The 23,928-nt window shown below is 45.7% G+C and carries 30 protein-coding genes and 1 tRNA gene; 6 read left to right on the top strand and 25 right to left on the bottom strand.

What is annotated here, in order from left to right:
• The coding region (locus AC9UH7_RS03635) for a FumA C-terminus/TtdB family hydratase beta subunit (protein ID WP_509595191.1) at positions 1-572 on the top strand (572 nt) is incomplete at its 5' end.
• Between the two features lie 15 nt (positions 573-587).
• Here the strand turns inward: AC9UH7_RS03635 and AC9UH7_RS03630 are convergent.
• The 6 genes from AC9UH7_RS03630 to AC9UH7_RS03605 form a co-directional block, all read right to left on the bottom strand.
• The gene (locus AC9UH7_RS03630) at positions 588-1,184 is read right to left on the bottom strand and encodes an aggregation-promoting factor C-terminal-like domain-containing protein (RefSeq protein ID WP_509595188.1); all 597 of its coding nucleotides are present in this window, start codon (positions 1,182-1,184) and stop codon (positions 588-590) included.
• 303 nt (positions 1,185-1,487) lie between these two features.
• On the bottom strand, positions 1,488-2,804 hold the full coding sequence (phoH2, locus tag AC9UH7_RS03625) for an RNA 5'-3' helicase PhoH2 (protein ID WP_509595185.1): 1,317 nt from the start codon (positions 2,802-2,804) through the stop codon (positions 1,488-1,490).
• A 120-nt stretch (positions 2,805-2,924) separates the two neighbouring features.
• On the bottom strand, positions 2,925-3,701 hold the full coding sequence (locus AC9UH7_RS03620; RefSeq protein WP_509595183.1) for an isoprenyl transferase: 777 nt from the start codon (positions 3,699-3,701) through the stop codon (positions 2,925-2,927).
• The gene (locus AC9UH7_RS03615; protein WP_509595181.1) at positions 3,682-3,981 is read right to left on the bottom strand and encodes a DUF3817 domain-containing protein; all 300 of its coding nucleotides are present in this window, start codon (positions 3,979-3,981) and stop codon (positions 3,682-3,684) included. Before AC9UH7_RS03615 ends, AC9UH7_RS03620 begins: the two co-directional genes overlap by 20 nt.
• A complete protein-coding gene (locus AC9UH7_RS03610) occupies positions 3,978-4,688 on the bottom strand; it encodes an SURF1 family cytochrome oxidase biogenesis protein (RefSeq protein WP_509595178.1) in 711 nt (236 codons plus the stop codon). Before AC9UH7_RS03610 ends, AC9UH7_RS03615 begins: the two co-directional genes overlap by 4 nt.
• The gene (locus AC9UH7_RS03605; protein ID WP_509595175.1) at positions 4,672-4,806 is read right to left on the bottom strand and encodes a hypothetical protein; all 135 of its coding nucleotides are present in this window, start codon (positions 4,804-4,806) and stop codon (positions 4,672-4,674) included. Before AC9UH7_RS03605 ends, AC9UH7_RS03610 begins: the two co-directional genes overlap by 17 nt.
• Before the next feature lie 14 nt (positions 4,807-4,820).
• Between AC9UH7_RS03605 and AC9UH7_RS03600 the strand changes: the two genes are divergently transcribed.
• Complete coding sequence (locus tag AC9UH7_RS03600; protein ID WP_509595173.1) at positions 4,821-5,210, top strand: DUF4307 domain-containing protein; 390 nt, start codon at positions 4,821-4,823, stop codon at positions 5,208-5,210.
• Between the two features lie 22 nt (positions 5,211-5,232).
• Positions 5,233-5,706, top strand: coding sequence for a transcription elongation factor GreA (greA, locus tag AC9UH7_RS03595; RefSeq protein WP_509595171.1), 474 nt, complete (start codon positions 5,233-5,235; stop codon positions 5,704-5,706).
• Between the two features lie 24 nt (positions 5,707-5,730).
• Here the strand turns inward: greA and AC9UH7_RS03590 are convergent, their stop codons facing one another.
• Complete coding sequence (locus tag AC9UH7_RS03590; protein WP_509595168.1) at positions 5,731-6,783, bottom strand: cytochrome P450; 1,053 nt, start codon at positions 6,781-6,783, stop codon at positions 5,731-5,733.
• A 43-nt stretch (positions 6,784-6,826) separates the two neighbouring features.
• Here AC9UH7_RS03590 and AC9UH7_RS03585 point away from each other — a divergent pair, with 43 nt between their 5' ends.
• Positions 6,827-7,183 carry a hypothetical protein gene (locus AC9UH7_RS03585; RefSeq protein WP_509595165.1) on the top strand — a complete coding sequence of 119 codons (357 nt, stop codon included), beginning with the start codon at positions 6,827-6,829 and terminating at the stop codon, positions 7,181-7,183.
• Here AC9UH7_RS03585 and AC9UH7_RS03580 read toward each other — a convergent pair.
• Both AC9UH7_RS03580 and AC9UH7_RS03575 read right to left on the bottom strand, forming a co-directional pair.
• On the bottom strand, positions 7,180-7,974 hold the full coding sequence (locus AC9UH7_RS03580; protein WP_509595163.1) for an ABC transporter permease: 795 nt from the start codon (positions 7,972-7,974) through the stop codon (positions 7,180-7,182). The genes AC9UH7_RS03585 and AC9UH7_RS03580 overlap by 4 nt on opposite strands.
• A complete protein-coding gene (locus tag AC9UH7_RS03575) occupies positions 7,971-8,951 on the bottom strand; it encodes an ATP-binding cassette domain-containing protein (protein ID WP_509595160.1) in 981 nt (326 codons plus the stop codon). The genes AC9UH7_RS03580 and AC9UH7_RS03575 overlap by 4 nt, the downstream gene beginning before the upstream one ends.
• Before the next feature lie 64 nt (positions 8,952-9,015).
• Here AC9UH7_RS03575 and AC9UH7_RS03570 point away from each other — a divergent pair, with 64 nt between their 5' ends.
• Positions 9,016-10,242: an MFS transporter gene (locus AC9UH7_RS03570; RefSeq protein ID WP_509595158.1), complete on the top strand. Its 1,227-nt coding sequence runs from the start codon at positions 9,016-9,018 to the stop codon at positions 10,240-10,242.
• 14 nt (positions 10,243-10,256) lie between these two features.
• Here AC9UH7_RS03570 and AC9UH7_RS03565 read toward each other — a convergent pair whose 3' ends face one another.
• Both AC9UH7_RS03565 and AC9UH7_RS03560 read right to left on the bottom strand, forming a co-directional pair.
• Positions 10,257-11,042 (bottom strand): Bax inhibitor-1/YccA family protein, encoded by a 786-nt coding sequence (locus AC9UH7_RS03565; RefSeq protein ID WP_509595155.1) that lies wholly within the window; start codon positions 11,040-11,042, stop codon positions 10,257-10,259.
• Positions 11,043-11,190: 148 nt separating this feature from the next.
• Positions 11,191-12,756, bottom strand: coding sequence for a S1C family serine protease (locus AC9UH7_RS03560; RefSeq protein WP_509595153.1), 1,566 nt, complete (start codon positions 12,754-12,756; stop codon positions 11,191-11,193).
• Positions 12,757-13,007: 251 nt separating this feature from the next.
• On the opposite strand from AC9UH7_RS03560, the gene AC9UH7_RS03555 reads away from it, so the two are divergent.
• Entirely contained in the window at positions 13,008-13,463 is a 456-nt protein-coding gene (locus tag AC9UH7_RS03555) for a hypothetical protein (protein WP_509595151.1), read from the top strand.
• 21 nt (positions 13,464-13,484) lie between these two features.
• Here the strand turns inward: AC9UH7_RS03555 and AC9UH7_RS03550 are convergent, their stop codons facing one another.
• The 14 genes from AC9UH7_RS03550 to mfd all read right to left on the bottom strand — a co-directional run.
• Complete coding sequence (locus AC9UH7_RS03550; RefSeq protein WP_509595148.1) at positions 13,485-13,655, bottom strand: hypothetical protein; 171 nt, start codon at positions 13,653-13,655, stop codon at positions 13,485-13,487.
• Positions 13,656-13,716: 61 nt separating this feature from the next.
• Positions 13,717-13,986 carry a hypothetical protein gene (locus AC9UH7_RS03545; protein ID WP_509595147.1) on the bottom strand — a complete coding sequence of 90 codons (270 nt, stop codon included), beginning with the start codon at positions 13,984-13,986 and terminating at the stop codon, positions 13,717-13,719.
• A gap of 18 nt (positions 13,987-14,004) precedes the next feature.
• The gene (locus AC9UH7_RS03540; RefSeq protein ID WP_509595144.1) at positions 14,005-14,202 is read right to left on the bottom strand and encodes a hypothetical protein; all 198 of its coding nucleotides are present in this window, start codon (positions 14,200-14,202) and stop codon (positions 14,005-14,007) included.
• Between the two features lie 61 nt (positions 14,203-14,263).
• Positions 14,264-15,577, bottom strand: a complete 1,314-nt coding sequence (locus AC9UH7_RS03535; RefSeq protein WP_509595142.1) for a hypothetical protein — start codon at positions 15,575-15,577, stop codon at positions 14,264-14,266.
• A 74-nt stretch (positions 15,578-15,651) separates the two neighbouring features.
• Entirely contained in the window at positions 15,652-16,503 is an 852-nt protein-coding gene (locus AC9UH7_RS03530) for a hypothetical protein (RefSeq protein WP_509595139.1), read from the bottom strand.
• 93 nt (positions 16,504-16,596) lie between these two features.
• Positions 16,597-16,672 (bottom strand) — tRNA-Leu (locus AC9UH7_RS03525).
• A gap of 8 nt (positions 16,673-16,680) precedes the next feature.
• Positions 16,681-17,403 carry a uracil-DNA glycosylase gene (locus tag AC9UH7_RS03520; RefSeq protein ID WP_509595137.1) on the bottom strand — a complete coding sequence of 241 codons (723 nt, stop codon included), beginning with the start codon at positions 17,401-17,403 and terminating at the stop codon, positions 16,681-16,683.
• Positions 17,372-18,286 (bottom strand): Ppx/GppA phosphatase family protein, encoded by a 915-nt coding sequence (locus AC9UH7_RS03515; protein ID WP_509595134.1) that lies wholly within the window; start codon positions 18,284-18,286, stop codon positions 17,372-17,374. The genes AC9UH7_RS03520 and AC9UH7_RS03515 overlap by 32 nt, the downstream gene beginning before the upstream one ends.
• Complete coding sequence (locus AC9UH7_RS03510) at positions 18,277-18,765, bottom strand: DUF501 domain-containing protein (protein ID WP_509595131.1); 489 nt, start codon at positions 18,763-18,765, stop codon at positions 18,277-18,279. The genes AC9UH7_RS03515 and AC9UH7_RS03510 overlap by 10 nt, the downstream gene beginning before the upstream one ends.
• A complete protein-coding gene (locus tag AC9UH7_RS03505; protein ID WP_509595129.1) occupies positions 18,765-19,166 on the bottom strand; it encodes an FtsB family cell division protein in 402 nt (133 codons plus the stop codon). Before AC9UH7_RS03505 ends, AC9UH7_RS03510 begins: the two co-directional genes overlap by 1 nt.
• Before the next feature lie 9 nt (positions 19,167-19,175).
• Positions 19,176-20,453, bottom strand: a complete 1,278-nt coding sequence (eno, locus tag AC9UH7_RS03500; RefSeq protein ID WP_509595127.1) for a phosphopyruvate hydratase — start codon at positions 20,451-20,453, stop codon at positions 19,176-19,178.
• Positions 20,454-20,538: 85 nt separating this feature from the next.
• Positions 20,539-21,177, bottom strand: coding sequence for a nucleoside triphosphate pyrophosphohydrolase (locus AC9UH7_RS03495; protein ID WP_509595124.1), 639 nt, complete (start codon positions 21,175-21,177; stop codon positions 20,539-20,541).
• An 8-nt stretch (positions 21,178-21,185) separates the two neighbouring features.
• On the bottom strand, positions 21,186-21,791 hold the full coding sequence (locus tag AC9UH7_RS03490) for a SurA N-terminal domain-containing protein (RefSeq protein ID WP_509595122.1): 606 nt from the start codon (positions 21,789-21,791) through the stop codon (positions 21,186-21,188).
• Positions 21,788-23,928, bottom strand: a 2,141-nt coding sequence (mfd, locus tag AC9UH7_RS03485; protein WP_509595119.1) for a transcription-repair coupling factor, incomplete at its 5' end; no start/stop codon positions are given. The genes AC9UH7_RS03490 and mfd, both read right to left, overlap by 4 nt.

The following is a 23,928-nucleotide window of genomic DNA, read 5'->3' as shown; positions in this document are numbered from 1 at the left end:
TTGATTTGAATCAGCCAATGGCAGATGTGTTAGCCCAACTCTCACAGCACCCTGTTAAGACCCGACTTTCACTCACTGGCACCTTAGTTGTGGCCCGAGACCTTGCCCACGCCAAGATCAAAGCGCTTATGGATGAGGGCAAACCAATGCCTGAATACTTAAAGAATTACGCTGTTTATTACGCAGGACCGGCTAAGACCCCTGAAGGGTATGCATCTGGTTCCTTTGGTCCAACAACTGCCGGTCGCATGGATTCTTATGTGGACTATTTCCAAGCCAATGGTGGATCTATGGTGATGCTTGCAAAAGGCAATCGCTCAAAGGCCGTCACTGATGCCTGCAAAAGCAATGGTGGTTTCTATCTCGGATCAATCGGTGGACCAGCAGCCCGTCTTGCTCAAGACTGCATTAAAAAAGTTGAGGTCTTAGATTTTGAAGAGTTAGGGATGGAAGCTGTCTGGAAGATTGATGTAGTTGATTTCCCAGCCTTCATCGTGGTTGATGACAAGGGAAATGATTTCTTTGCCTCAACTAGCAAGCCTCTAACAATAAATGTGAGACCTGAAAACTAATTATTAACTCAGGGCTTAGTAGAAATTACTGCGCTTGTGTTTTGCTAGCGCCTTGCATGGTGTCTCATATCTGATGCTGATATAGCGAAGACCCCAGCGAATCTGTGTCACTGGATTTGTGCGCCAATCTGTTGAAACCACATTCATCTTGCTGGCAGGTAACGCCTGGGCAATTCCGTGAGCACCTGAACTCTTATTGCGAGCCTTGTAGTTCCAGTTACTTTCCTTAGTCCACAAGGTGTTAAGGCATGTGTACTCTTTTTCGCTAAATCCATATTCATCCAGCAAAATTGATTTTGCCACCTTCTTGGCACCTAGTGGGGTGCGGGCTAACTCGACCTGGCGGCTAACCGTTGAAACCAAGGCGATCTCAGAAGAGAAAATGGCACCTGCTGCAATCGCAGATAAGTCATCCTCGTTAAACAACTGGGTCGCCGACTCAATCGGCTCGACAATCGCTGAAATCTTGCTCACATCTAGAACAACCTCGGAAGGAGTTGCAAGCTCTAGGGCGTTTGCCGTTGGAAGAATCGTTACGACTAGTAGCAAGGCGGCGGTTGCCCCCCAGATCGTTACTGACTTTTTCGAGCTTTTTGGTTGAGCTGTCTTCACGTTCTGTTCTCCTTCCGTTCATCTCTAACCCTCGGATCCTCACCCGCGGTCTTTGCCCATAGTTCATAAGCCTCAAATGAGGCTCTGATACTCAAGGGGAATGCCTTTATGGTGCGGTAGTTAGGGCTCATCGGCAAATCAAAGCCTGCGGGAGTCGTAAATTCTCAGGATCAAGTCAGCCTGTGGATAGGTAAAACCGCAGGTCAGAAAGGGGAATGTCCGAATTGCACCATTTGTGACTGTGACATTGTTTTTAGCCGCTTTTTTCGGGCCGATGTGCTTGCACTGAAGCAGATTTAGAAACTAATTACCGACAGGGCCCTCCAGCAATTCTGTTACTAGTGCAGCGATCGGCGAGCGCTCGCTCCGGGTCAAGGTGACGTGGGCAAAGAGTTCATGCCCCTTCAAAGTTTCCACCACCGCGACCACACCATCATGGCGACCGACCCGAAGGTTGTCTCGCTGGGCAACGTCGTGGGTCAAGATGACTCGAGATGCTTGGCCAATTCTAGAAAGCACCGTCAACAAGACGCCTCGTTCTAAGGATTGGGCCTCATCCACGATTACAAAGGAGTCATGGAGTGAGCGACCACGGATGTGGGTCAGTGGCAAAACCTCAATGAGCCCTCGGTCGATGATTTCATCGATTACTGGTTGACTCACAAGTGCGCCCAAAGTATCAAAAACCGCCTGGGCCCACGGCGACATCTTCTCCCCTTCAGATCCTGGCAAGTAGCCAAGCTCTTGACCGCCGACTGGATAGAGCGGGCGGAAGATAACAACCTTTTTGTGAAGACGCTTTTCCATAACCGCTTCAAGTCCGGCGCACAATGCCAGGGCTGACTTTCCAGTTCCGGCCCGGCCACCTAATGAAACAATTCCAATGGACTCGTCAAGAAGAAGATCTAGAGCAATTCGCTGCTCAGCGCTTCGGCCATGTAATCCAAAAGCTTGGCGATCACCACGAACTAACTTTAAGCGTTTGTCTGAGGTGACTCGGGCGAGCGCGCTTCCTTTTTCGGAGTGAAGAACAATGCCGGTGTGGACAGGAAGTTGGTGGGCAGATTCATGGTCTGCATAATCACTGGCATATAAATCATCAATCACACTATGGCTGACATCGACCTCTTCAATTCCAGTCCAGCCGCTATTGGAAACGAGTTCGGCCAAATACTCCTGAGCTTCAACGCCAACAGAAGATGCTTTGACTCGAAGTGGCAGGTCCTTGGTCACAAGGATCACGTCCTTGCCATCTGACATCAGGTTTTTCGAGATCGCCAGAATCCGAGAATCATTAGTGCCATCTCGCAAGAAACCATGTGGCAAGGTTGAAAGATCGGTGTGGTTAAGTTCAACAGAAAGGGTGCCACCCTCTGGAGTAATTGTTAGCGCTTTATCAAGGCGGCCATGGCTCACCCGCAAATCATCAAGGGCTCGAAGGGCTGCTCGGGCAAAGTAACCCAGCTCTGGGTGGTCTCTTTTTGTCTCTAGCTCGCCAATTACTGCGATTGGAATAATGACTTCATGTTCGGCAAATCTATAAAGCGCCCCGGGGTCTGCGAGCAAAACACTGGTATCTAAAACAAAGGTTTTCTTAGCTTTTTGACCTTTTGCAGCCAATGCTTGCTCCTAGATTTAATTGTTCTCGCAGGGTGTGCTTCGGACAAATAAAAGGTAGAACTGAGAAGTGGAATTTTTGTGCAGACACGCTAAGAGACAAAGTTAATTTTAGGGTGCGATTTATGAACCGAATCGGCGCTTTCTCACAGAGTAAGAACGCAAGGCACGCAAGAAATCTACTCTTCGAAAATCAGGCCAATAGGCCTCACAAAAATAGAATTCCGACAAAGCACTTTGCCATAACAAGAAGCCACCGAGTCTTTGTTCACCAGATGTGCGGATCAACAATTCAGGGTCTGGCTGGCCGGCGGTATATAAGTACTTTGAAATATCTTCGATACTTAACTTGGCGGCAGCATCAACAAGAGAATGGCCAGCGGCAACCTCTTCGCCCATATAGCTCTTAACAGCATCAACTATTTCGCGGCGACCCCCATAGCTAATGGCCACATTGACTTCAACCCCATCACTTCGAATCGGCTTAAGGGCTGCCAATTTTTCTGCCAACCAGGTTGGCAAGAGATCTAATGCTCCCACTGCTTTTATGTTCCAACGTCCTGTGGCAGCTAATTCATCCACGGTCTTGCCAATTATTGTGAGCAGATCATCAATCTCTTCTTGCGATCTCTTGAAATTATCTGTCGATAGCAACCACAGGGTCACCACCTTCACATCAGACTCTTCGCACCACCCCAAGAACTCAATGATTTTGCTGGCACCGGCTTTATGGCCATGTGGATCATTAACCGTTGGATTTGATTTGGCCCATCGTCGATTGCCATCCAGGATCACACCCACGTGATGCGGTGTCTTTGAAAAATCTAAAGATCGAACTAAACGCCTCTCATAGAGCGGGTATAGAAGCGACTTTATGAATTTACGAATACTGGCGAACAACTCTGCGCTCCGCGGCAAATGATGCAATTGGCAAAGTGCCGGCAAGAATTAGCCAGAGCATCTTTTTGTAGTTCCAACGTGCCTTTGTTGCAAATTGAATAGCGGTCAATACATAAGCTGCATAAACCCAGCCGTGGACAAAAGGAATCCACTCGACTTTGGACTTCCAATCCTCATTATTGAGTAAATATGCCACTGGCAGATCTACAAACCACAACAGCAGTGACATCACACCGGCGACGAGCGCCATAACCCTAAATCTCTTGATAGCACCGCTCATGGGGTAACTCTACGACGATAGAAGGGCAGATAGAGCACAACCCCTGCCATCAGCCACCAGATCACAACGTAGGAAAGGTGCTGCCAGTAAAAACCAGGGATTTTGGAGGTCAGCTTTTCAGGTGTGACTCTGGTGCGCTCTAGGGGTCCTGTTCGGATTGATTCTTTGCTAGCAAGTACATATCCGTCATACAAATCTAGATTGGTAAGGGATGTGACTACTGCGCTATCTAGTCGGGATATAACACCTGCACTATTTTCGGCACGATCTTCATATTGGCTTGCCACCAATAAACCTTCCACATCAATGATCATCGATTGCTGGATGTCTGGATTGAGCAAACGCTCTGACCATAATCCTCGAACAACCAAGATTGCCGATTGAGTTCCAACTTGTAAAAGTGCAACCTCCCAATCTGATTGCTCTCCATTGCCATCGACTTGATTAGGAGCTCTAAAGTTTGCGATGTAATACCCTGAAACAGAAACTGTTGTGTTTAGCGCTGTTGCAGGAATTGGTTCACGAGGTGAAGTTACTGACTCTAAAGAAACAACAGTGGTATCGATTGTTGTGGCAACCTTCAAACTCTCTTTAAGGTCTGCAGCTCGTTGTAACTGCCAGAACCCCAGTCCAACAAACAAACCAGCAACCAATAAGACTGCAAGGGCTTGAAATACCTTAGTAAGAAAATTACTTGGTTGAGTCATCGCTTCGATCTACACCCATGAAACGCTTATAAAAACTCCGCATCAAAAGTGCAAAAGCAATGACCAGCACAGTAATGGTCAAGGAACCTGCAGCGCCCATATCAATGTCTTTAGTCATGCCATAATCATCCCATGCAATCGGCAGAGCCGTTCAACTACAACGACCGTTACGGCCTTAAAAAGGGGCGTAGTTGGATTGCAGTTGCCCTCATCACCGCAGTTATTGGTGTTGGCTGGATTACATGGGCAGGTTTGTATCACTCAAACCCTTCCATCCGCGTTCTCTTGATTTCCTTTACCGTCGATAGCGATCGAGCAGTAAGCGTTAGATATTCCGTTGACCGTGAAGATCCCAAGTCAGCAACAATCTGCACCGTAATTGCCCGTGATTTCTATAAGAATATTGTTGGACAAATAGATGAAGAGATACCTGCTGGTGAGCCAAAAGTTGAACTGGTCAGTGTTGTTCCTACGCGTAGTCAGGCCGTCAATGCTGATGTCTCAAGTTGTCGGCCCAAGTAAGTAACCAGTACCTTTACGCCTTATGACACAGACATGGCTTACTCAAGAGGCAGCAGATCGCTTGCGTGCTGAGCTGACCCAACTTGAAGGCCCTGGACGCAAAGAAGTCACTGCAAAGATTGAAGCAGCGCGTGCTGAAGGTGACCTCAAGGAAAACGGTGGCTACCACGCTGCGCGTGATGAGCAAGGCAAGATGGAAGCTCGTATTCGTCAACTCAAGCAAATGCTTGAAAATGCCCACATCGGAACACCGCCAGTAAGTGCTGACGGAAAAGTTGGTGCAGGAATGGTTGTCACTGCGATCATCGCGGGAGATGAAATGAAGTTTCTGATCGGCTCACGTGAGATTTCATCTGGCGATCTAGATGTCTATAGCGAAAAGTCACCTCTTGGTGCTGCGGTACTAAATCAAGAAATCGGTGCAAAGGTTTCTTACACAGCACCAAATGGTCGCGAAATCTCAGTTGAGATTTTAGCCGCCGAGTTTTATGCCTAAACGATATTGTGAAAAGTTGTTCAACTAAGTTCTGGCAATCCTTACTGATCCAAAGTGATCAGGCACTTTCAAATAAGGAACTTGGTGGTAGCGGATGTCCTCTGTTGTCACTTTCCAATTAAGCCCGGAATTTAGAATCACTTCAAGAAAGACTCTGGCCTCAATCTCTGCGATGTGATTACCCAGGCAGGTGTGTGGGCCAAATCCAAAGCTAAGGTGTGGGTTTCGCCCACGGTTGAAATCTATTTCAAAGGGATTTGAATAGACCGTTTCATCAAAGTTGCCGGAAATGAAACTCATTCCAACGTATCGGTCATCTGGCAGATTTGTATTCGAGCTTTCTGGCACAACCGTTCTATTCATGGCTGGCAGCGGAGAAAGAAAGCGCAAAAACTCCTGAATAGCTGGTGCTATCAACTCTGGATTTGAGCGAAGTAATTCAAGATCTTCACCCTTGTGGCCAAAGTGCCACATGATTCCAGTAAAAAGCTTCACAACGGTGTCACGGCCACCTGCCAACATCACGCCAGCAATGCCTCGAAATTCAGCCGCTGATACCTGTTGTCCTTCAATTTCAAGATAGGCAATCTGACTCCAGATGTCGTCTTTGCTTTTTGTTAGCGCTTCTTCATAGATTGCATCGAGATAACGATGCAAAACCTTGCCATCGCGCTCTACTGACTCAGCTGTCCAAACATCAGGTCCCCATGAAATCCACTCTTCAACATCTTGGGGGCGGTTATAGATAACTCCAAGATTCTTCATTACTAATGGCAGAGAAAGGTGTTGTCCAACCTCGAGATTTTCGTGATTGAAAAAATCAGTGATGAGATTTTCTGTGTTTTTTCTAAATTGCGGGACCAATAACTCAATTGTTGGTTTAACAAAGTATGGTGCTAACGCCGCTCGATAGAGATGGTGTCTTGGAGGATCAACCTCAAGAGGTAATTGGCGATAATCGCGAACATCTGAATCACCTTGCAGATCAGATGAATAAGTCTGTGTGTCTCGTAATGCTTCCCGAACGGCTTTATGGCCGACTATAGTTTTACTTGCTTTAGGGTAGAAAACTGACACGGGTAGAGGGTAAATACCTTTTGCTCTATTTACAAGGAGAATCATGGGTAGCTTTCGTGCAGTAGCGGTGTTTCCTCACATTGATGCATCTAATTTTGACCAATTCTGCGCACTAGCTACTCAAATGATGGAAGTCATTCGTAAACAGGATTCCATTCTTAGGTATGACATGTTTTTTAGCGACAACAACTCTCGGTGCACAGTTCTTGAGGAGTTTGTCAGCCCAGAAGGCGTGTTTGAGCACGTGAAGGCAAATGCTGCTTTGCTTGAGCAAATGACCAAATTAGGCGGAAAAATAGAGGGAAATATCTTTCCAATTGATCAAGAAGGTACTGCTCTAGAAGAAATCAGGAGCAATTGGGACTCTAGATTCCACAATTACTTCCTTGGTAAGAATTAGCTAGAGAAGTTCTTATATTTTCTAATGCTCAGTGGAATAAAGATAACCATCAATAGCACCATATAGAACAGTGATGTTTCAAGTGGATATTGGCTTGGCCAAGAATTAGCAGTTGCTCCAAAACTATTTTCGAGACCAAACAATTGGCGGCATGCTGCAACCATCGTTGAGACTGGATTCCATTCGGCAAAGTACTGCAACGCTCGTGGCATTCCAGTTGTTGGTGCAAATGCATTAGAAAGGAAGGTCAAGGGGAAAGTCACTAAGAATCCAACGCTTTGAACTGTTCGTGCCTCTTTAACTGATAGTCCAACCAAAATACCAATCCAGGACAATGCATAGCCGAACATAAACAGGAACAAGAATGCCAAAGTCGTTTGAAGAATGCCCGAAGTTGGACGCCAACCGACTGCAAATCCTGCTAGCGCCATCACGACAAGGACCAAAATGTTAAGTAGTGCATCACCAAATGTGCGACCAATAATTACCGCGCCACGTGAAATAGGTAAAGATCTAAAGCGGTCGATCAAACCCTTCTTCATGTCCTCTGCTAAACCAATTGCAGTTGAAGCCAAGGTGAAGGCAACGGTCTGGACGAAGATTCCGGGCATCAACAGCTGAACATATCCGCCAGGTTGATCAGTATCGATTGAGCCACCGAAGACAAAGCGGAACAACAAAACAAACATAACTGGCTGAATAGTCGAGAAAACAAGGAGCTCTGGTACTCGGGCAAGCTGCAAAAGCTGGCGCTTTGTAATTACTAATGCATCACTGGCTGCGTTTTTCACTTTCTGCCCCCTCTTTTTGTTTTAACTGGCTCCGCCACTGTTTCTTCTGCGACGTGGCCTGTCAAGGAAAGGAACACATCATCTAAAGATGGGCGTTTTAAGCCAATATCTAATGGGTGAATCTTCGCCTCATCCATGGCGCGCAGGGCATCCATGAGATCTTTGGATCCGTTTAGAACCGGCGCACTAATTGTTCGTAAATCAGTGTGTGTCGAATGGCCACTTATCTTTGCAACGATCTCTTGTGTTGCTGCGATATCGGCATTTTCAACTGTAATTTCTAAACGCTCTCCACCTACCTGCTTTTTCAAAGCATCTGATGTGCCGCGCGCAATAACAGTTCCGCGATCAATAACTGCAATTTCATCTGCTAATTGATCTGCTTCTTCTAGGTACTGAGTAGTTAGTAATAGCGTGACGCCACCCTTTACTAAATCTTGAATGACTCCCCACATATCCTGGCGACCACGTGGATCTAATCCAGTTGTTGGCTCATCCAAAAACAAAATTTTTGGCTTAACAATTAGCGAGGCAGCTAAATCAAGTCGGCGACGCATTCCACCTGAATATGTCTTGATGGGACGTCGAGCTGCTTCAGTTAAATCAAACCGTTCTAGTAATTCATTGGCGCGATCAATGGATGGTTGGCGACCTAAGTGATACAAACGACCAAACATCACCAAGTTATCCCAGCCAGTTAAGGTTTCATCAACTGCTGCGTACTGACCTGACAATCCAATCAATTCACGAACTTTGTCGGGATGCTTCAGGACATCAATACCAGCAACAGTTGCATGTCCCGAATCTGGCTTCAACAGAGTTGCGAGAATTCTCACAGTTGTTGTCTTGCCGGCTCCATTAGGTCCAAGTACGCCTAAAACAGTGCCTTCCTCCACATCTAGAGACAGGCCATTGAGTGCAACGACTTCACCTTTGTTATAGGTCTTTACTAAGTTTTCCGCGATAACTGACTTCACACAGTAACCTTACCTTCATGTCCCTCAACCACCCAAATGACGCTTTTGGTCAAGGGTGCTCGGCTTGATTCGCTCACCCTTTAGAGATCTACCTCGTGAGGTTTCCATCCTTATTGCAGCATCTTTCTTTGTTGCAGTTGGCTTTGGCATTGTTATGCCAGCAATCCCTGTCTTTGCTAAATCATTTGGCGTTAACAATGCCGCTATTGGCCTGATGGTCTCAGCCTTTGCGATAACTCGGTTTGCTTCTGGTCTTATCTCAGGTGCTTTAGTAGATAAATTTGGTGAAAGAGCTGTCTTTTCAACTGGTGTTTTCATGGTGTCACTCTTTACATTCTTGGCTGGAATTGCACAAAACTATGAACAACTTCTTTTCTTTAGAGCAGCAGGTGGCTTGGGTTCTTCGATGTTTTCGGTGGCTGCAAGTTCGGTAATTTTACGATCAGTGCGTGATGACCAACGCGGACAGGTGCAATCTGTCTATCAGGGTTCATTTATTGTGGGAGGAATGGCAGGTCCTGCAATTGGCGGCTTGCTATCTGTAATTTCATTACGGGCACCATTTTTTGTCTACTCAATTTTATTGTTCTGTTCAGGCTTAGTAGCTCTTTTCTTCCTCAAGGGAGATTCGATTGGCGTTAAGAAGCAGAGTCAGAGCGATGTAGCTGCAACAACTATTCGTGAAGCACTGGCGATGCCCGCCTACCGAATCGCACTTGTTTTGGCATTTATCGGAACATGGGTTTTCTTTGGGATGCGTGCCTCAATCCTGCCGGTTTTCGTAACTGAAGAATTAGATTCAACAACTGCAGTAGTTGGATATGGCTTTGCGATATCTGCAATTGTGCAGGGAGCTATCCTCTTTAAGGCAGGACGCTACTCAGATAAAAAGGGACGCCGCGCAGCTTCGATTATTGGAGCAAATATTGTCTTTGTCGGAGTATTGGTTCTCACTTTTTCCGTGAACGCCATGATGTTCTTGCTTTCAATGATCATTTTAGGATTTGGTGGAGCGTTTCTTTCCACAACACCTGCGAGCATGGTTGGCGATGTCATTAAGGGCAAAGGCGGCAAGGTAATTGCCATTTTCCAGATGGCTGGGGATGCGGGAATGATCTTTGGACCAATCATTATTGGCTGGATTTCAGATGTTTATTCCTATAGGACAGCCTTTGGATTCTCTGCCGCAATATTCCTGATTGCACTTGCACTTGCCTACAAAATTCCTGAGACCAGAAATGTCGAAGGGCCTCAGGTGAATAACCTGAAGCCCCTCGATGAAGATCTCTAACTATTTAGTGATACTTAGTCGTTTCCACGCAAGATTGAAAGTACACGTAGTACCTCCATATATAGCCAAACGATTGTCACCATGAGACCAAAGGCTGCTCTCCATGACTCTGATTCAGGAGCTCCTGCTGCGATTCCGCTTTGAATTGAATCGAAATCTAGGATCAAGAAGAAGGCCGCTAGGACCATTCCACCTGAAGCAATGAGTAATCCAAATCCACTGTTGTAGATACTTGTGCCTGTAATCATGAAGCCAACAAAAGAAACTAAGCCAAGAACTAAGTAGCCAAGTAGAGCGGTCATTAGGACTTTAGTGAACTTAGGTGTGACGCGAATGCGTCCGCTCTTGTAAGCAAAGAGCATTCCTGCGAATGCGCTAATTGTCACAAGGATCGCCTGGCTAACAATTCCGTCATAAATGGTGTTGTACATATGTGAAAGTGTTCCAAGGGCAAGCCCCTGGCAAGCTGCGTATGCAATGACAAGTGCTGGCTTAACTGTCTTGCTGAAGATATTTACCATAGCAAGAACAAATCCACCGATGAAGCCGAACAATAATGCGGTGGCTCCGAAGTTAAGTGTCCAAGCAACTGCTCCCACTGAAACAAGTACTGCAAACAAGATAGCTGTACGTGTAACAACATCATCAATTGTCATACGACCTGTGCGCATCGATGATGCGGCAGGTGTGTTATACAAATTCTCTAGCGCTGCTGGGTCTGAGTTAATTGTGCTCGGATCGAATGCAGCGTATCCACGCTGATTAAACGCCCGTCCAAGAACAGGGTTTGAACTGCGCATATCTTTTTTCTCCTTTTTTAGGTCCGCCAGAATCTCCGGCGGTTTAAAGCACCATAATCGTACGGCTTGGAAACCATTGGAGCCACATAGATTTGTGCTTAATTGCTTAAAAGCACCTTAAAGAAATGTCTCTGCTGAGGTGAACTGCCTATTTCTTCTTATATCCCGATGGGCAGACTGGCTTTACTGCGGTGACTTTCTTGGTCAGCTTGCCCTTAACGCAGGTGATGGTTTTCTTCGCAGAGGCTGCTTTTGCTGCAGCCAATATTCGGTCCGCTTCTGCCTTTGCATCAGCAATGATCTTATCCGCAGCAGCTTTGGCTTCTGCTGCTGCCTTTGCATCAGCAATGATCTTATCTGCAGCAGCTTTGGCTTCTGCTGCTAGCCTGATCTTTTCTGCCTCGATTGCGGCGGAGAACTTAGAAACAGCACCCCAAGGATTTCTTTCTTGACTACACGAGACGATTGTTCCGCACAAAAGAGTTACACCGTGAGCATTTCCAGAACCCTCCGCTAGCACGGTCCCAGAGATCAAATTCTTTGAAGTTGCCAATCCCAAGACGCGTCCCGTCGAATCAAATACAGGTCCACCAGAATTACCAGGGTTTATAGCCGCTGTCATCGTGAAGGTTCCTGAATTGTTGTCAATCGAGGAGACTATTCCTGTCGTTAAAATTCCAGTTTGTCCCAAGGGGGAGCCAATTACACCCACCCACCAACCCTGTTTTGGGGATGATCCAATCCATTCAAGCCCAGGAATAATGGTTTTGGTGACGATTCCAGCCACATCACTACTTTCATTCCACGAAATGATTGTTCCATCTACCGTCGAGCCATTGTTTAGGAGCAAGGAAACTCTCTTTAATCTCAAGCAATCTTCAATCACATGATGGTTTGTAATGACGTAACTCTTAAATCCCTCAGCATTAAGTTTTGAACTCAAATTAACTTTTGCGCTCCAACCAGAACCCGATCCAGTGCCGCACTTAACGGTCACTACAGATGGCTTTAGGGTTGCTGAAAGCAAGGTTAAATCCACTGGAGCCTGCGAGAAATTAAGAGCTTCTGTACTCTCATTAGCAACATTTGAAGGCAGCTCGTATGTCGGACTACCTGTAGATGTACCACCCGAGGAAGTTGTTCCACCAGGAAGCGTTACACGAAAAGGAGTTTCTGGAGCATAATCAAAACTCGAACCATCATCTTCGATAAAGTCTGAGTAGCCCTGCATTGAAAACACGCTTGGCAACCCTATGCATTTCCTTGAAACTTCAAAACCTATCCAATTTTTTCTTTCATCAATATTAGCAAATATTGCAACATCACACTTTGGGTAAGACTTATCAGCAACGCGATATACATATCCATCGACTGGGGTGCGATCTGTCAATAATGCGACATCAGATAAATACAACTCTAAGTCAATTTTACTATCCAGATTGTAATCTAAAAGTACAGCAGCAAATGAGGATCCGTCATTATATTGATTTATCCTTGGGACATTTTTAAAATTAAGATAGAAATAGATTGAATCCACTTCATTATCAAAAATTGTTGCAGAAACATATGTGAGATCGTATTGCGAATTCAGATCAGGGCGATTGAAACTGTCATTAGGAGAAGATGTGCTCCATGTTACTGCTGCTGATGCCGGATAGGTTATTGGGAAAATCATTGCAATTACCAACATCAAGATAAGCGAAATTTTCCTCATGCCGAATTGTAAATTGAGGAAGGCGAACAGACAAGGCTAAAGGCCCCAGTCTTGAAATCGCCTGCACAGCTCACCTTCTCCTTTTTCCAAAGTACTTAGGATCAGGAAACTTGACTTCTTAGGTGTTCACGTTTCATTGTGAATGGTCATTTGGATGCAAAAAATGGCTGAATTTGTGCGCCTTGCTTAGACACAGATTTCTGACTCATCCTTTTCACAAAATAGTTCACCTCTGAGCGTATATTTGCTGCATGAGTAAATCGAAATCAAACGTCTGGAATACAGCGCCAGTACCGTGTAACCAATGTGGTCGATTTTATCGTGCAGATCTCATCAGTAAGTGCCCTGGGTGCGCTGCTACAAGTCAAGCAAAAGCTGCTGAGAAACCACCTGTCGGCGAGATGCCAAGAGCAAATTCCAGCACCGAAACGACTTTAGAAGATCTCGTTCGGGCACAAAATCGAACAACTCATGCAGTTCGTGCATTTGTTAGATTTCTATTCATTCAATTAACAGGCATCACCCTTGCTGTTTTCCTGTGGAACATAAGCCTTGAATTTGTCAATGAGCAGGATTGTTTTCAATATGGTGACAACTGCACAGGGAATCCTTTCCTGCAATTTTTAGCAGGAGCTGTCTGGATTGGAGCAGTTATTCTGAGTAGCCGAGCCGGATGGGAAGAATTGCATAAGTCGAATATTGATTAGTCAGATTGGTTAAAAAGCTCATTATTTCTGTGTGGTTAACAAAATTCCAATACAGCCACCAGCAAATCCGCACCAGACAAAACTCTTAATATCCCCAAGCCAAACTGCTTCTGTTCCAAAGAGCGCTGCGCCAATGGCCCAACCTAATGCCAGGCAACCGAGTCTTATTCCAACCATTTGACTACTACTCATAATTTCTCCGATCACTGATTAATTGACTGCATTTTTTCGAATTCAAGAAAGACGCTACTAGTTATCCGTTCTTTAGATAACGATTAGTGCCACCACATTCAGGGCAGGCGGTTCTATCAGCTCGATATCCGGTATCGCAATCTGAGCAATACATTAAGACGTTGCTCTTCGGTGGTTTAGGAATAACTACAGGAGGGGTGGGGCCGCTTTGATTCATTTTTTTGATTTCAGTGAGAATCTGTCGCATGTAGTAGGTGTGAATTATTGATCCAATCCAGATACCAAATACCAATAAAAAGATTAGTGAAATGTAATCTCCAACTGTTTCCATGGTTACCGCTTTCTTGCTCTAGGGACGAAGTCCGCCGCAAACGTTCTCAATTTCATCTGATGTATAGATGCCTTTGCTCTCATAGCGCTGAACGCAGTCGTAATACTGATTCATTTTGTACTCGTCTGAATCTTCTTCTGATGAACTGCTAGAGCAGCCTGAGAGAGTCAATGTTGAGAACAGGGTGGCAATGAGTGCAATTTTCGTAAACTTCATGCGACAAATATATACATAGATGTTTGCCTTTACTTTGATTGCCTCAGTAAAAACTCGCTTACTAACGGCAGGTGGCGGTGATTAGGTCTCCATTTGCATTGCCCTGGGTAGCCATGAATTTAACTAAGTCAGCAGTTTGTTCACGTGTGGCATCAACGACAACATAGAACTCACCTGCCTTGGAGGATGGCTTAATCTCGAACTTGTTTTTGAGCTCTTTTGTTATCTTGCCTTTAACCAAAACTTTCATCTTCACCCGATCACCTTCACCGACAGCCCCGGCAAATTCAATGAGATCTAACCCCTGGTCAGCAATTGTTCCGGCTTTATTGATCTTAAGTAGTGCATTAAGAATCTTAGCTCTTTTGGCAGGATTCATCTTTGCCAATGCTCCATCACCGATCACATCGGCAAAAACTCCATTAACGGCAGTGGAAAGTAGCGAAACAGATTTCAAGAAACCAACGCTTGTATCGCGCAATGTAGTTAGTGTTAATAAAGTAGAAGAGCAGAGCAGAGACATTTTGTAGTCAAGACTTACATCTGCATTTCTATAATATGCAACTTTATTAGTACTGCTGTCATAAATGTAAAGTAAGGCAACATACCTGCTACTGCCACGGATCTTTCCCACTGAAGATGTGAAGGTCAGTACATTCACGCCATTTGTGGTAGTTATTTCATTTTTTATAACGGTAAATGTCTCGAGCTTTGCATCCTGGTCTCTTGCAAACTCCATAATTTCTATTTTTGTTCGATACTTCGCCGGTAGTTTGCCGGAAAAAATGAATTTCCCCCCTAGAGCAGATCTTGAATCTCTTGACATTAAGCCACCCGCATTTTTCCAACCAGTTCCAAATACATCCTTCATTACTTTGTCGTATTCAACAAAGTACATGTAGCGATACTTGGTGGCCAAAGCCTGGCTAACTTGTGTTGCTGCTTTTTTCTTCGGAGTGTATTTTGGAACAATCTTGGCCGGGGTGGTAGTTGTAGTTGAACCAGGAGTACTTTCTTCTGTCACAGCCTGTGCATCTTCAATGACAATGTTTATCTCAGATTCAGGTTGTTCCAAACCTAGGGTGATGAGAAATGTGTAAAGCCCACCTTTATCTAGCGCAAAGATCAACGGGAGTTCATTGGTTGAAAAATCGATCGAGTAGATCTCTCCCCCAGGGTCTGCGACGACCATAGCAACGCCGCCGACTTCTTCACCATCGGTAAAGAAGGACACTTGATAATTACCTGCACGTGGGGCTTGAAAATCAATAGCTGAATAGCTCTCATCATTTACGGTGAAGGTGGTGTCCACGTAAGTGGTGGCGGCTTGTGCCTCAGGGATTATCAAAGCCTGGCCGCCGATTAGAGCAAACATGCTGAGTAAAACCATAGACTTCTTGAAGAATTGATTCATGTTTGCCAATGACCCAAGTGTCTTAAGGTCTGTTATCAAATCTGGGGAACAAATAGATAAGTAGCGGTGTTTGCCACTTCATACGGTGTCATCATTTGCCCCCAAGTCACCAGTTGAGAACCTGTTTTGAAATTCCATACTCCAGGATCGGAGTAAGGTCCTCTAATCCCAGACCACCCGCCAATTGGCTCACCTTGCAAATTTAAAAAGACAATAACTACGTGAAGAGTTGCTGCTGGCCCCCTAAGGGTAAAAATTCCATCTGTGGCGATATCGGTAATTGCACCCTTTGAATAAAGCCCACCTTCAGTTGCACATGGGTCATAAATGCCACAGAACTTCTTCGCTGAAGCTGGCTTAGTATTGAGTGAAATTGGATTTTGATACATCTTCGTTGAGGGAATAATCCACTTTGGACTAATCAATTTTGCTGTTGCAGTTGCGACTCCTGTGATCGCCGCATCAGAATACGTAGTACTAGATGCAGCATAAGAAACTTTGCCAGGTTTGATCTCGCGGGCTACTGTGACAATAGTTTGCAGCAAAATAGTTCCAGACTTATCAAAGAAAGTTACTTGTGCTCGAACTTGGGAAGCAGATTTGGTTTTGCTTTTATTGGTCACTGCAAAGGCCCACGATGTGAGAAAGGTCGAAGGTGAGGAAGACGTTCCACAAGAATACCGACTAACGGTGTCCTCATAATAATAGTTGTTTCTACAATAACTCTCGTCAGCAAAACCAACCTTGCCGACCACTAACGTATCTGCAGCAGTTGCCTTCACCGGTGTTCCGGGTTTAGCAGCAGCTGCTTGTGTAGGAGCCGTACCTGAAAACATTGCCACCACGATCAGCGCGATGGTAGCCAGACGAATTTTGCTGTTATTCACAATGGAGCCCCTTTTTGATAAGCCAATGGTCATAACTTAAAGACCGTAAAAAGGTTCAATTTTTATGCACTTGAAATAGCATGTATTAAGAGCTGGTGCCCCGAGTGGGGGTCGAACCCACACTGGGAGGATTTTAAGTCCTCTGCCTCTGCCATTGGGCTATCGGGGCATTTCTAACTATTGAACAACGGAGGCAAATCTACCGCCCTTTTTGAGTACAGATTCCAACATGGGGCGGGTCAGCTTTCCTGTAAAAGTGTTCTGTTGGCTTGGGTGATAACTGGCTAATAGCAAGTAATCACGTCCCTCATGGCTGTATTCCAATGTTGCCCCATGAGCGAACTTCACTTTCTTTATCGGATGGCCCATTTGCTTCAAGGTCTTAAAGATCGCATCCCATGCAAAGGAACCCAGGCCAACTATGGCCTTAGTCGTTGCAATAGATAGTTCTAGATCTCTTAAGAAAAACGGTGCACACATATCGCGCTCTTCGTTAAGTGGTTTGTTGCCCGGAGGTGCGCATCTAACTACACAAATGATTCTGGTGTCCTTTAACTTCTGACCATCATCTATTGATGTGCTTGTTGGTTTTTTTGCTATTCCAATTTTGTGGAGTGCGCCATAGAGCCAATCCCCTGATGAATCTCCCGTAAAGATTCGACCAGTTCTATTTGCCCCATGTGCACCAGGTGCTAACCCAACAATTAACAACTTTGGCTTGTCTGATCCAAAACCTGGTATCGCTTTACCCCAGTAATCTTGATCCTCATAAGATTTTCTTTTCACAACTGCGACTTCTTCGCGCCATTGCACAAGACGAGGACACTTGTAACAACCAACAATTTCTTTGTCTAGTAAAGGTAAAGATTTAGCCTTTGACAAGCGATCTAGCCATTCCATCCAAAATATCTGATTCGGAGGCAACAAACTCTGTTGCACCTGTTGCCTTCATAATCTCTGAAAGAACTAACGAACCAGCTGCAATCACATCAACTCGACCTGGGTGCATATAGCCAAGTGCTAAGCGTTGCTCACGATTACTCCTTAAAAACATGGTTGACGCATCGTGTGTTTGTGCAGCACTTATCCGTGCCAAGTGGATTGCATATCGATCATATTCATCTAGCTCTAATGCTGCTGCTGCAACTGTTGTCGCTGTGCCGGCCACCGCCACTAGAGTTTTTGCTTGCGTAATAGGCACTTCTGCTGCTGCAATAGCAATAGCTTCTTGTATATCTGTTCGTGCTAATTCAACTTGTTCTGCTGTTGCAGGATCATTTGCAAAATGACGCTCACTCATTCGAACACAACCAATGTTCACACTTCGAGCCGCTTCTACGCTGCTGGCTCCAAAGACGAATTCTGTAGATCCCCCGCCAATATCAACTACCAAAAATGGTCCATTGGAAGGATCTAAATCTTGAATAGCACCAGCAAATGAAAGTGCTGCCTCTTCATCCCCACTAATTACCTCTGGTTCGATGCCTAAGCGCTCCCGAACACCATCCACAAATAGGTGGCGGTTAGTGGCATCTCGTGTGGCACTAGTTGCACAGAATCTAATCTTCTCAACCCCGCGCTTTGCTATCTCTGCTGCAAACTTATCGACCGCTGCAAGTGTGCGAGCTATTGCATCTGGGTGAAACTGTCCTGTTTGATCAACGCCTTGACCTAAACGAACAATCTCCATGTCCCGCACAACTTCACGGAAAGCATTTCCCTCTATATCTGCAATCAGAAGACGAATAGAATTGGTTCCACAATCAATAGCTGCTACTCGCATGGATTATTCTTCCACCACTCTGGCAACTTTGCTAACGCTTCATCACCTAATGGATTCACATCTGGTCCTGCAGCAAGTGAATGAGCAACTAGTGAATGTAGGCACTTAACGCGATTAGGCATACCACCCGCAGAAACATTATGTACTTCAGGAACTTCTATTCCGAGTGCCGAGCGTGATGCAATGTAGTCATCATGTGCTGCGTGATAGGCACCTGCTAATTCAGGATCTGTTTCAAGTCGCTCATTCATCTCTCCCATTAAGCCTGTGGTTTCAAGGGTTGAAATGACCGCTGTGAGGCGAGGGCAGGTTGCATAGTAAAAAGTTGGAAAAGGTGTGCCATCTTCTAAACGTGGTGGGGTTTCCACAACTGCTGGCTTGCCACATGGGCAGCGGTAGGCAATTGCATGAACATCTCTTGGCGTGCGGCCTAGTTGGGCTTGGATGCAATCAAGATCTGATTGGGTTGCTTCGCGCATTAATTTCCAGTTTCGCTAATTGAGGCAATTAAACGCGAATACCAAGGTTGTCCATCGACAAGTGATGTAGCTATTTTTGTGGTGCTCTTCTGTGTTCCATCAGAGTTGGTTTCGGTCACAATGTATTGACGCTCACCTGGCAATACAAAGTGCAGCCGTTCGCGTGCTTGTGTTTTAACAAAATCAGGATCTTGCCAGAGGAGTAACTCTTCTCTGGCTTTCTGCAGTGCAGAGCGATCTGCAGAAAGCTCAGACTTTAAGGCGCTGATCTGTGCTCGTTGTGTGAAGTAATTCTTCACAGGCGGAGCAATAGTTAAAGCAAATATAAACAGGATTGCTAATAAGGCTAAGAAACGATTAGAGGTACGTCGACGACCAAATCGAAGTTGCCGGCGTGCCATAACTAATGCTTATGCCTTGAAGCGTGGGAATGCATTACGACCTGCGTAACGCCCACCCTCAGCTAGTTCTTCTTCAATGCGAAGAAGTTGGTTGTACTTGGCAACGCGTTCAGTACGTGCTGGTGCACCTGTCTTGATCTGACCGCAATTAAGTGCAACAGCTAGATCAGCAATAGTTGTATCTTCAGTTTCACCTGAACGGTGACTCATCATGCTGCGGTAATCAGCACGGTGTGCCATGTCAACAGCATCTATTGTCTCTGTAAGAGTTCCGATCTGATTGACCTTTACCAACAGTGCATTTGCTGTGTTTCCAGCAATTCCCTTTGCAAGACGCTCAGGGTTGGTAACAAATAGGTCATCTCCAACGATCTGAATACGTGAACCTAGGACCTTAGTCATCTCTGTCCAGCCAGCCCAGTCTTCTTCATTGAGGGGGTCTTCAATTGAAACGATTGGGTAGGCATCTACCAAAGAGGTGTAATACGCAATCATTTCATCAGAAGACTTAAGTGCGCCTTCAAACTTGTACTTACCGTTCTCGTGGAACTCTGTTGCTGCCACATCCATGGCAAGTGCGATTTCAGAACCTGGCTTAAATCCTGCTGCTTCAATTGCTTCCAGAATTAAATCAAGTGCTGCGCGGTTGCTATCTAGGTTTGGAGCAAAACCACCTTCATCGCCAACTGATGTTGCCAGTCCACGCTTTTTTAGAACAGCCTTTAGCGCGTGATAGATCTCTGCGCCCCAGCGAACTGATTCACGGAATGTCGGTGCACCAATTGGCGCGATCATAAACTCTTGAATATCAACGTTGGTATCTGCGTGTGCCCCACCGTTAAGAATGTTCATCATTGGTACTGGAAGAACATGTGCGTTTGGTCCGCCTAGGTAGCGAAACAGTGAAAGATCTGAAGATTCAGCTGATGCCTTAGCAACGGCCAATGAAGCACCAAGAATTGCATTTGCACCTAGTCGTGACTTGTTCTTTGTTCCGTCAAGTTCAATCATCGCTGCATCAATGAGACGCTGATCCTGTGAATCAAAACCAATAATTTCTGGAGCGATCTCATCATTAACAAAAGCAACTGCTTTTTCGACGCCCTTACCTAGGTAACGCTTGCCACCATCTCGAAGCTCAGCTGCTTCAAATGCGCCAGTTGATGCACCACTTGGAACGGCAGCACGTGCTTGTGTTCCATCTTCTAATTGAATTTCAACCTCAACCGTTGGATTTCCACGGGAGTCTAAAATTTCACGGGCACCTAATGCTTCGATGATTGCCATTGCGTATCTCCTTGGGTTCTTAGAGCTTTGGCCGACCTCAACGCTGAAATGGCACCGTTCTGAATAATGCCAATCCTACCGCGAGTTACGCAGGAGCTATCTGTTCGGCAATACGCATGGCTTCCTTACGAAGGGCAGCCTCGGCATCAATCCCATTGGCATGTGCCCAGGCAATTACCGCAAGTAGGGCCTGGCCAACAGAGCCTTCATCAGCACTCCCCTCGATTGAAATGCTCTCTGGGGTTGTTACTGCAACATTGTATTTTTCAGCTCGATACAACAACTTTTCAACCAAAGGCAGGGCTGGTTGGGACATTGCAACACCATCCAGTGGGGATGTGCGGCCCTTCTCCTTCTTTTTGATCTCTTCCCAATTCTCTAAAACCTCTTGTGAATCGTGAACTTCAACACCAGCAAAAACATGCGGATGTCTGCGAATCAACTTGTCAGCAATCCCCTGGGCAACATCTTCAATAGAAAATGGATCTGTCGGGTGTTCTTCAGCCATGCGCGCATGGAAATAAACTTGAAGCAAAACATCGCCTAGCTCTTCTCGCATATCAACACGGTTACCAGACTGCGTAGCATCAACAAATTCGTAAGACTCTTCGAGTAGATATTTCAGAAGTGACTCGTGCGTTTGCTCTGCATCCCATGGACAACCACCGGGTGAACGCAAAGTATTCATCACTTCAACTAGGCGTTGAAGTTGTGAACCTTGCATAGCCGGTACTAGTTACCTGATGGAGTTACAGCAGATGATGCTGGATCATCTGCAACAATATTTGCATTCTCTGCATCCCATTTGCCATAACGTGGATTAACAGTTACGCCAAGAGCCTTTGCCTTAGCAACAATGCGCTTTTGAATTTCTCCGCCGACTTGATCTTCTGTGATGCCACTTGCAAGAAATGATTGACTAATTTTGTCTGAGAAGGAAATTGCCTCAATGTATGTATCAAGGTCATCGGAAGCGATTCCTGCATTTACCAAGGCTGCAGGCATTTGTTCTTCGCCACCCACTTGGTTGACGATGCTTGCGCGACGCGTATCGATCTCTGCCTTTGTTACTTCAATCTTCAAGTCCGCGCCGACTGCTCGCAAAAGCGCGCTGAGTAAGTGGAAACGAAGTTGTCCTCGATTGAGTTCTTCACCTGTCTCTAACTGCATCCCAGAGGTGTCAACCTTTGCGCGCTCAGCAAGAATTGCCTCAACACTGCCTTGCACTGTTGCTTGAGTAATCTTTGTATCACCAACTGTTGCCGCTGCTCCAACTTGTGAGCATCCAGTCAATAGGAGCGCTGCTGCTGCTGCAATCATGGCAAGAAACTTCTTCACGGTGAGCTCACTTTCGATACTTCGCTTAGTTGGTTAAGGACCTCAACGACCCAGGCCAGGAGAGAAGTATCCACTACAACAGGGGCGTTCTGGGACGGATTCCACAGGGCAACCTTCGGCAGTGCCACTAAAACTGTGCTTGCCGCGCCTTTATATAGTGAGCCCGGATACAGACGTGTCAGACGTAACTGCCGAGATTCCGGTAAAACCAATGGCGCAAGTCGAAGGAATTTGCCTTGCATCACAACTTCAGTCAATTTCCCAGCTTTTGCTTGCGCACGCAAAGCGGCAACTCCAAGCAATGCTTTAGCTTCCTCCGGTAACTCACCAAATCTATCTACTAACTCCGCTTCAATCGATGTCACATCACTTGGTGATTTCACATCTGCAAGACGCCGATAGAGATCGAGGCGCAATCTTTCCCCGGGAACATAATCTGAGGATAAATGTGCGTTGATTGGTAGTTCAACCTTGCACTCTGAAACTTTTTCTTCGGTTTCAATGATTCCGGATTTATATTCTTGCACCGCTTCGCCCACCATGCGCATGTATAGATCAAAGCCAACATCTGCAATGTGGCCTGATTGCTCACCGCCTAAAAGATTTCCAGCACCGCGAATTTCTAGGTCCTTTAGGGCAACGCGCATTCCAGATCCAAGATCTGTATTTGTGGCAATAGTTGTTAAGCGCTCATGAGCTAACTCAGAAAGTGGTTCATCTGCTGAGTAGAGGAAGTAGGCATATGCACGCTCCCGGCCACGACCAACACGACCACGGATCTGGTGAAGTTGAGACAGTCCAAAACGATCTGCGCGTTCAACAATTAAGGTGTTGGCATTTTGAATATCGAGTCCACTTTCAACAATTGTCGTGCAGACTAAAACATCAAAATCACGGTTCCAGAAAGCAAGGATTACATCCTCTAGTTCTCCTTCGGACATTTGACCATGTGCAACACGAATACGTGCTTCTGGAACAAGTTCCTTTAAATGCAAGGCTTTGCGATCAATGCTCTCAACCCGGTTGTGAAGATAGAAGATCTGACCATCACGCAGTAATTCTCGGTGTATTGCTGCTGCAATTTGTGCATCCTCTGCAGGTCCCACATAAGTAAGGATTGGGTGGCGCTCCTCTGGTGGTGTTGTAATAGTGGACATTTCACGAATACCTGTCACTGCCATTTCAAGCGTGCGCGGAATAGGCGTTGCAGACATGGCCAGGACATCGACGGTTGTGCGCAATTTCTTGAGAGCCTCTTTTTGCTCAACACCAAAGCGTTGTTCCTCATCAACAATTACAAGTCCTAGATCTTTAAACTGCACATCATTTGAAAGTATCCGGTGTGTACCAATTACAACATCAACAGCCCCTGATGCCAGGTTACCGAGAATCTCTTTGCTTTCCTTCGCTGTATTAAATCTTGACATGCCAGCAACCTTTAAAGGAAAGCCCGCATACCTTTCTTCAAAAGTCTTGGAATGCTGCTGCACTAATAATGTCGTCGGAACGAGTACCGCCACTTGTTTTCCATCTTGAACAGCTTTAAAAGCTGCGCGAATAGCAATCTCTGTCTTGCCATACCCAACATCACCGCAAATAATGCGATCCATCGGATATGGGCGTTCCATATCTTCTTTAACATCGTTGATTGTTGAAAGCTGATCAGGTGTTTCTATATAAGAAAATGAATCCTCAAGCTCTCTTTGCCATGGCGTATCGGCAGAGAAGGCAAAGCCTGGCGAACTAGTGCGGGCTGCATACAATCTAATTAACTCTCCTGCTATTTGTCGAACAGCTTTGCGGGCACGTCCCTTTGCCTTTTGCCATTCCCCACTACCAATCCTGTGCACTGTTGGTGCTTCACCGCCAACGTATTTAGATACTTGCTCAAGCGCATCAGTTGGAACAAAAACTCTATCCCCAGGTTGCCCGCGTTTTGCCGGTGCGTATTCAATGATTAAGTATTCGCGCGTAACGCCCGCTACTGTGCGTTGAAGTAATTCAACATAGCGTCCAATACCGTGTTGTTCATGCACAACATAATCACCACTTTTGAGCTCTAACGGATCAATAGCCTGCTTGCGCTTTGAAGGCATACGTTCACCATCTTTAACAGATCCTTTACTGCCAGTTAGAT

This window comes from Candidatus Planktophila sp., from assembly GCF_044348745.1.
Taxonomy (GTDB): Bacteria; Actinomycetota; Actinomycetes; order Nanopelagicales; family Nanopelagicaceae; genus Planktophila.
The sequence above is the reverse complement of the archived record's forward strand: the minus strand, read 5'-3'. Positions and strand labels throughout refer to the sequence as shown.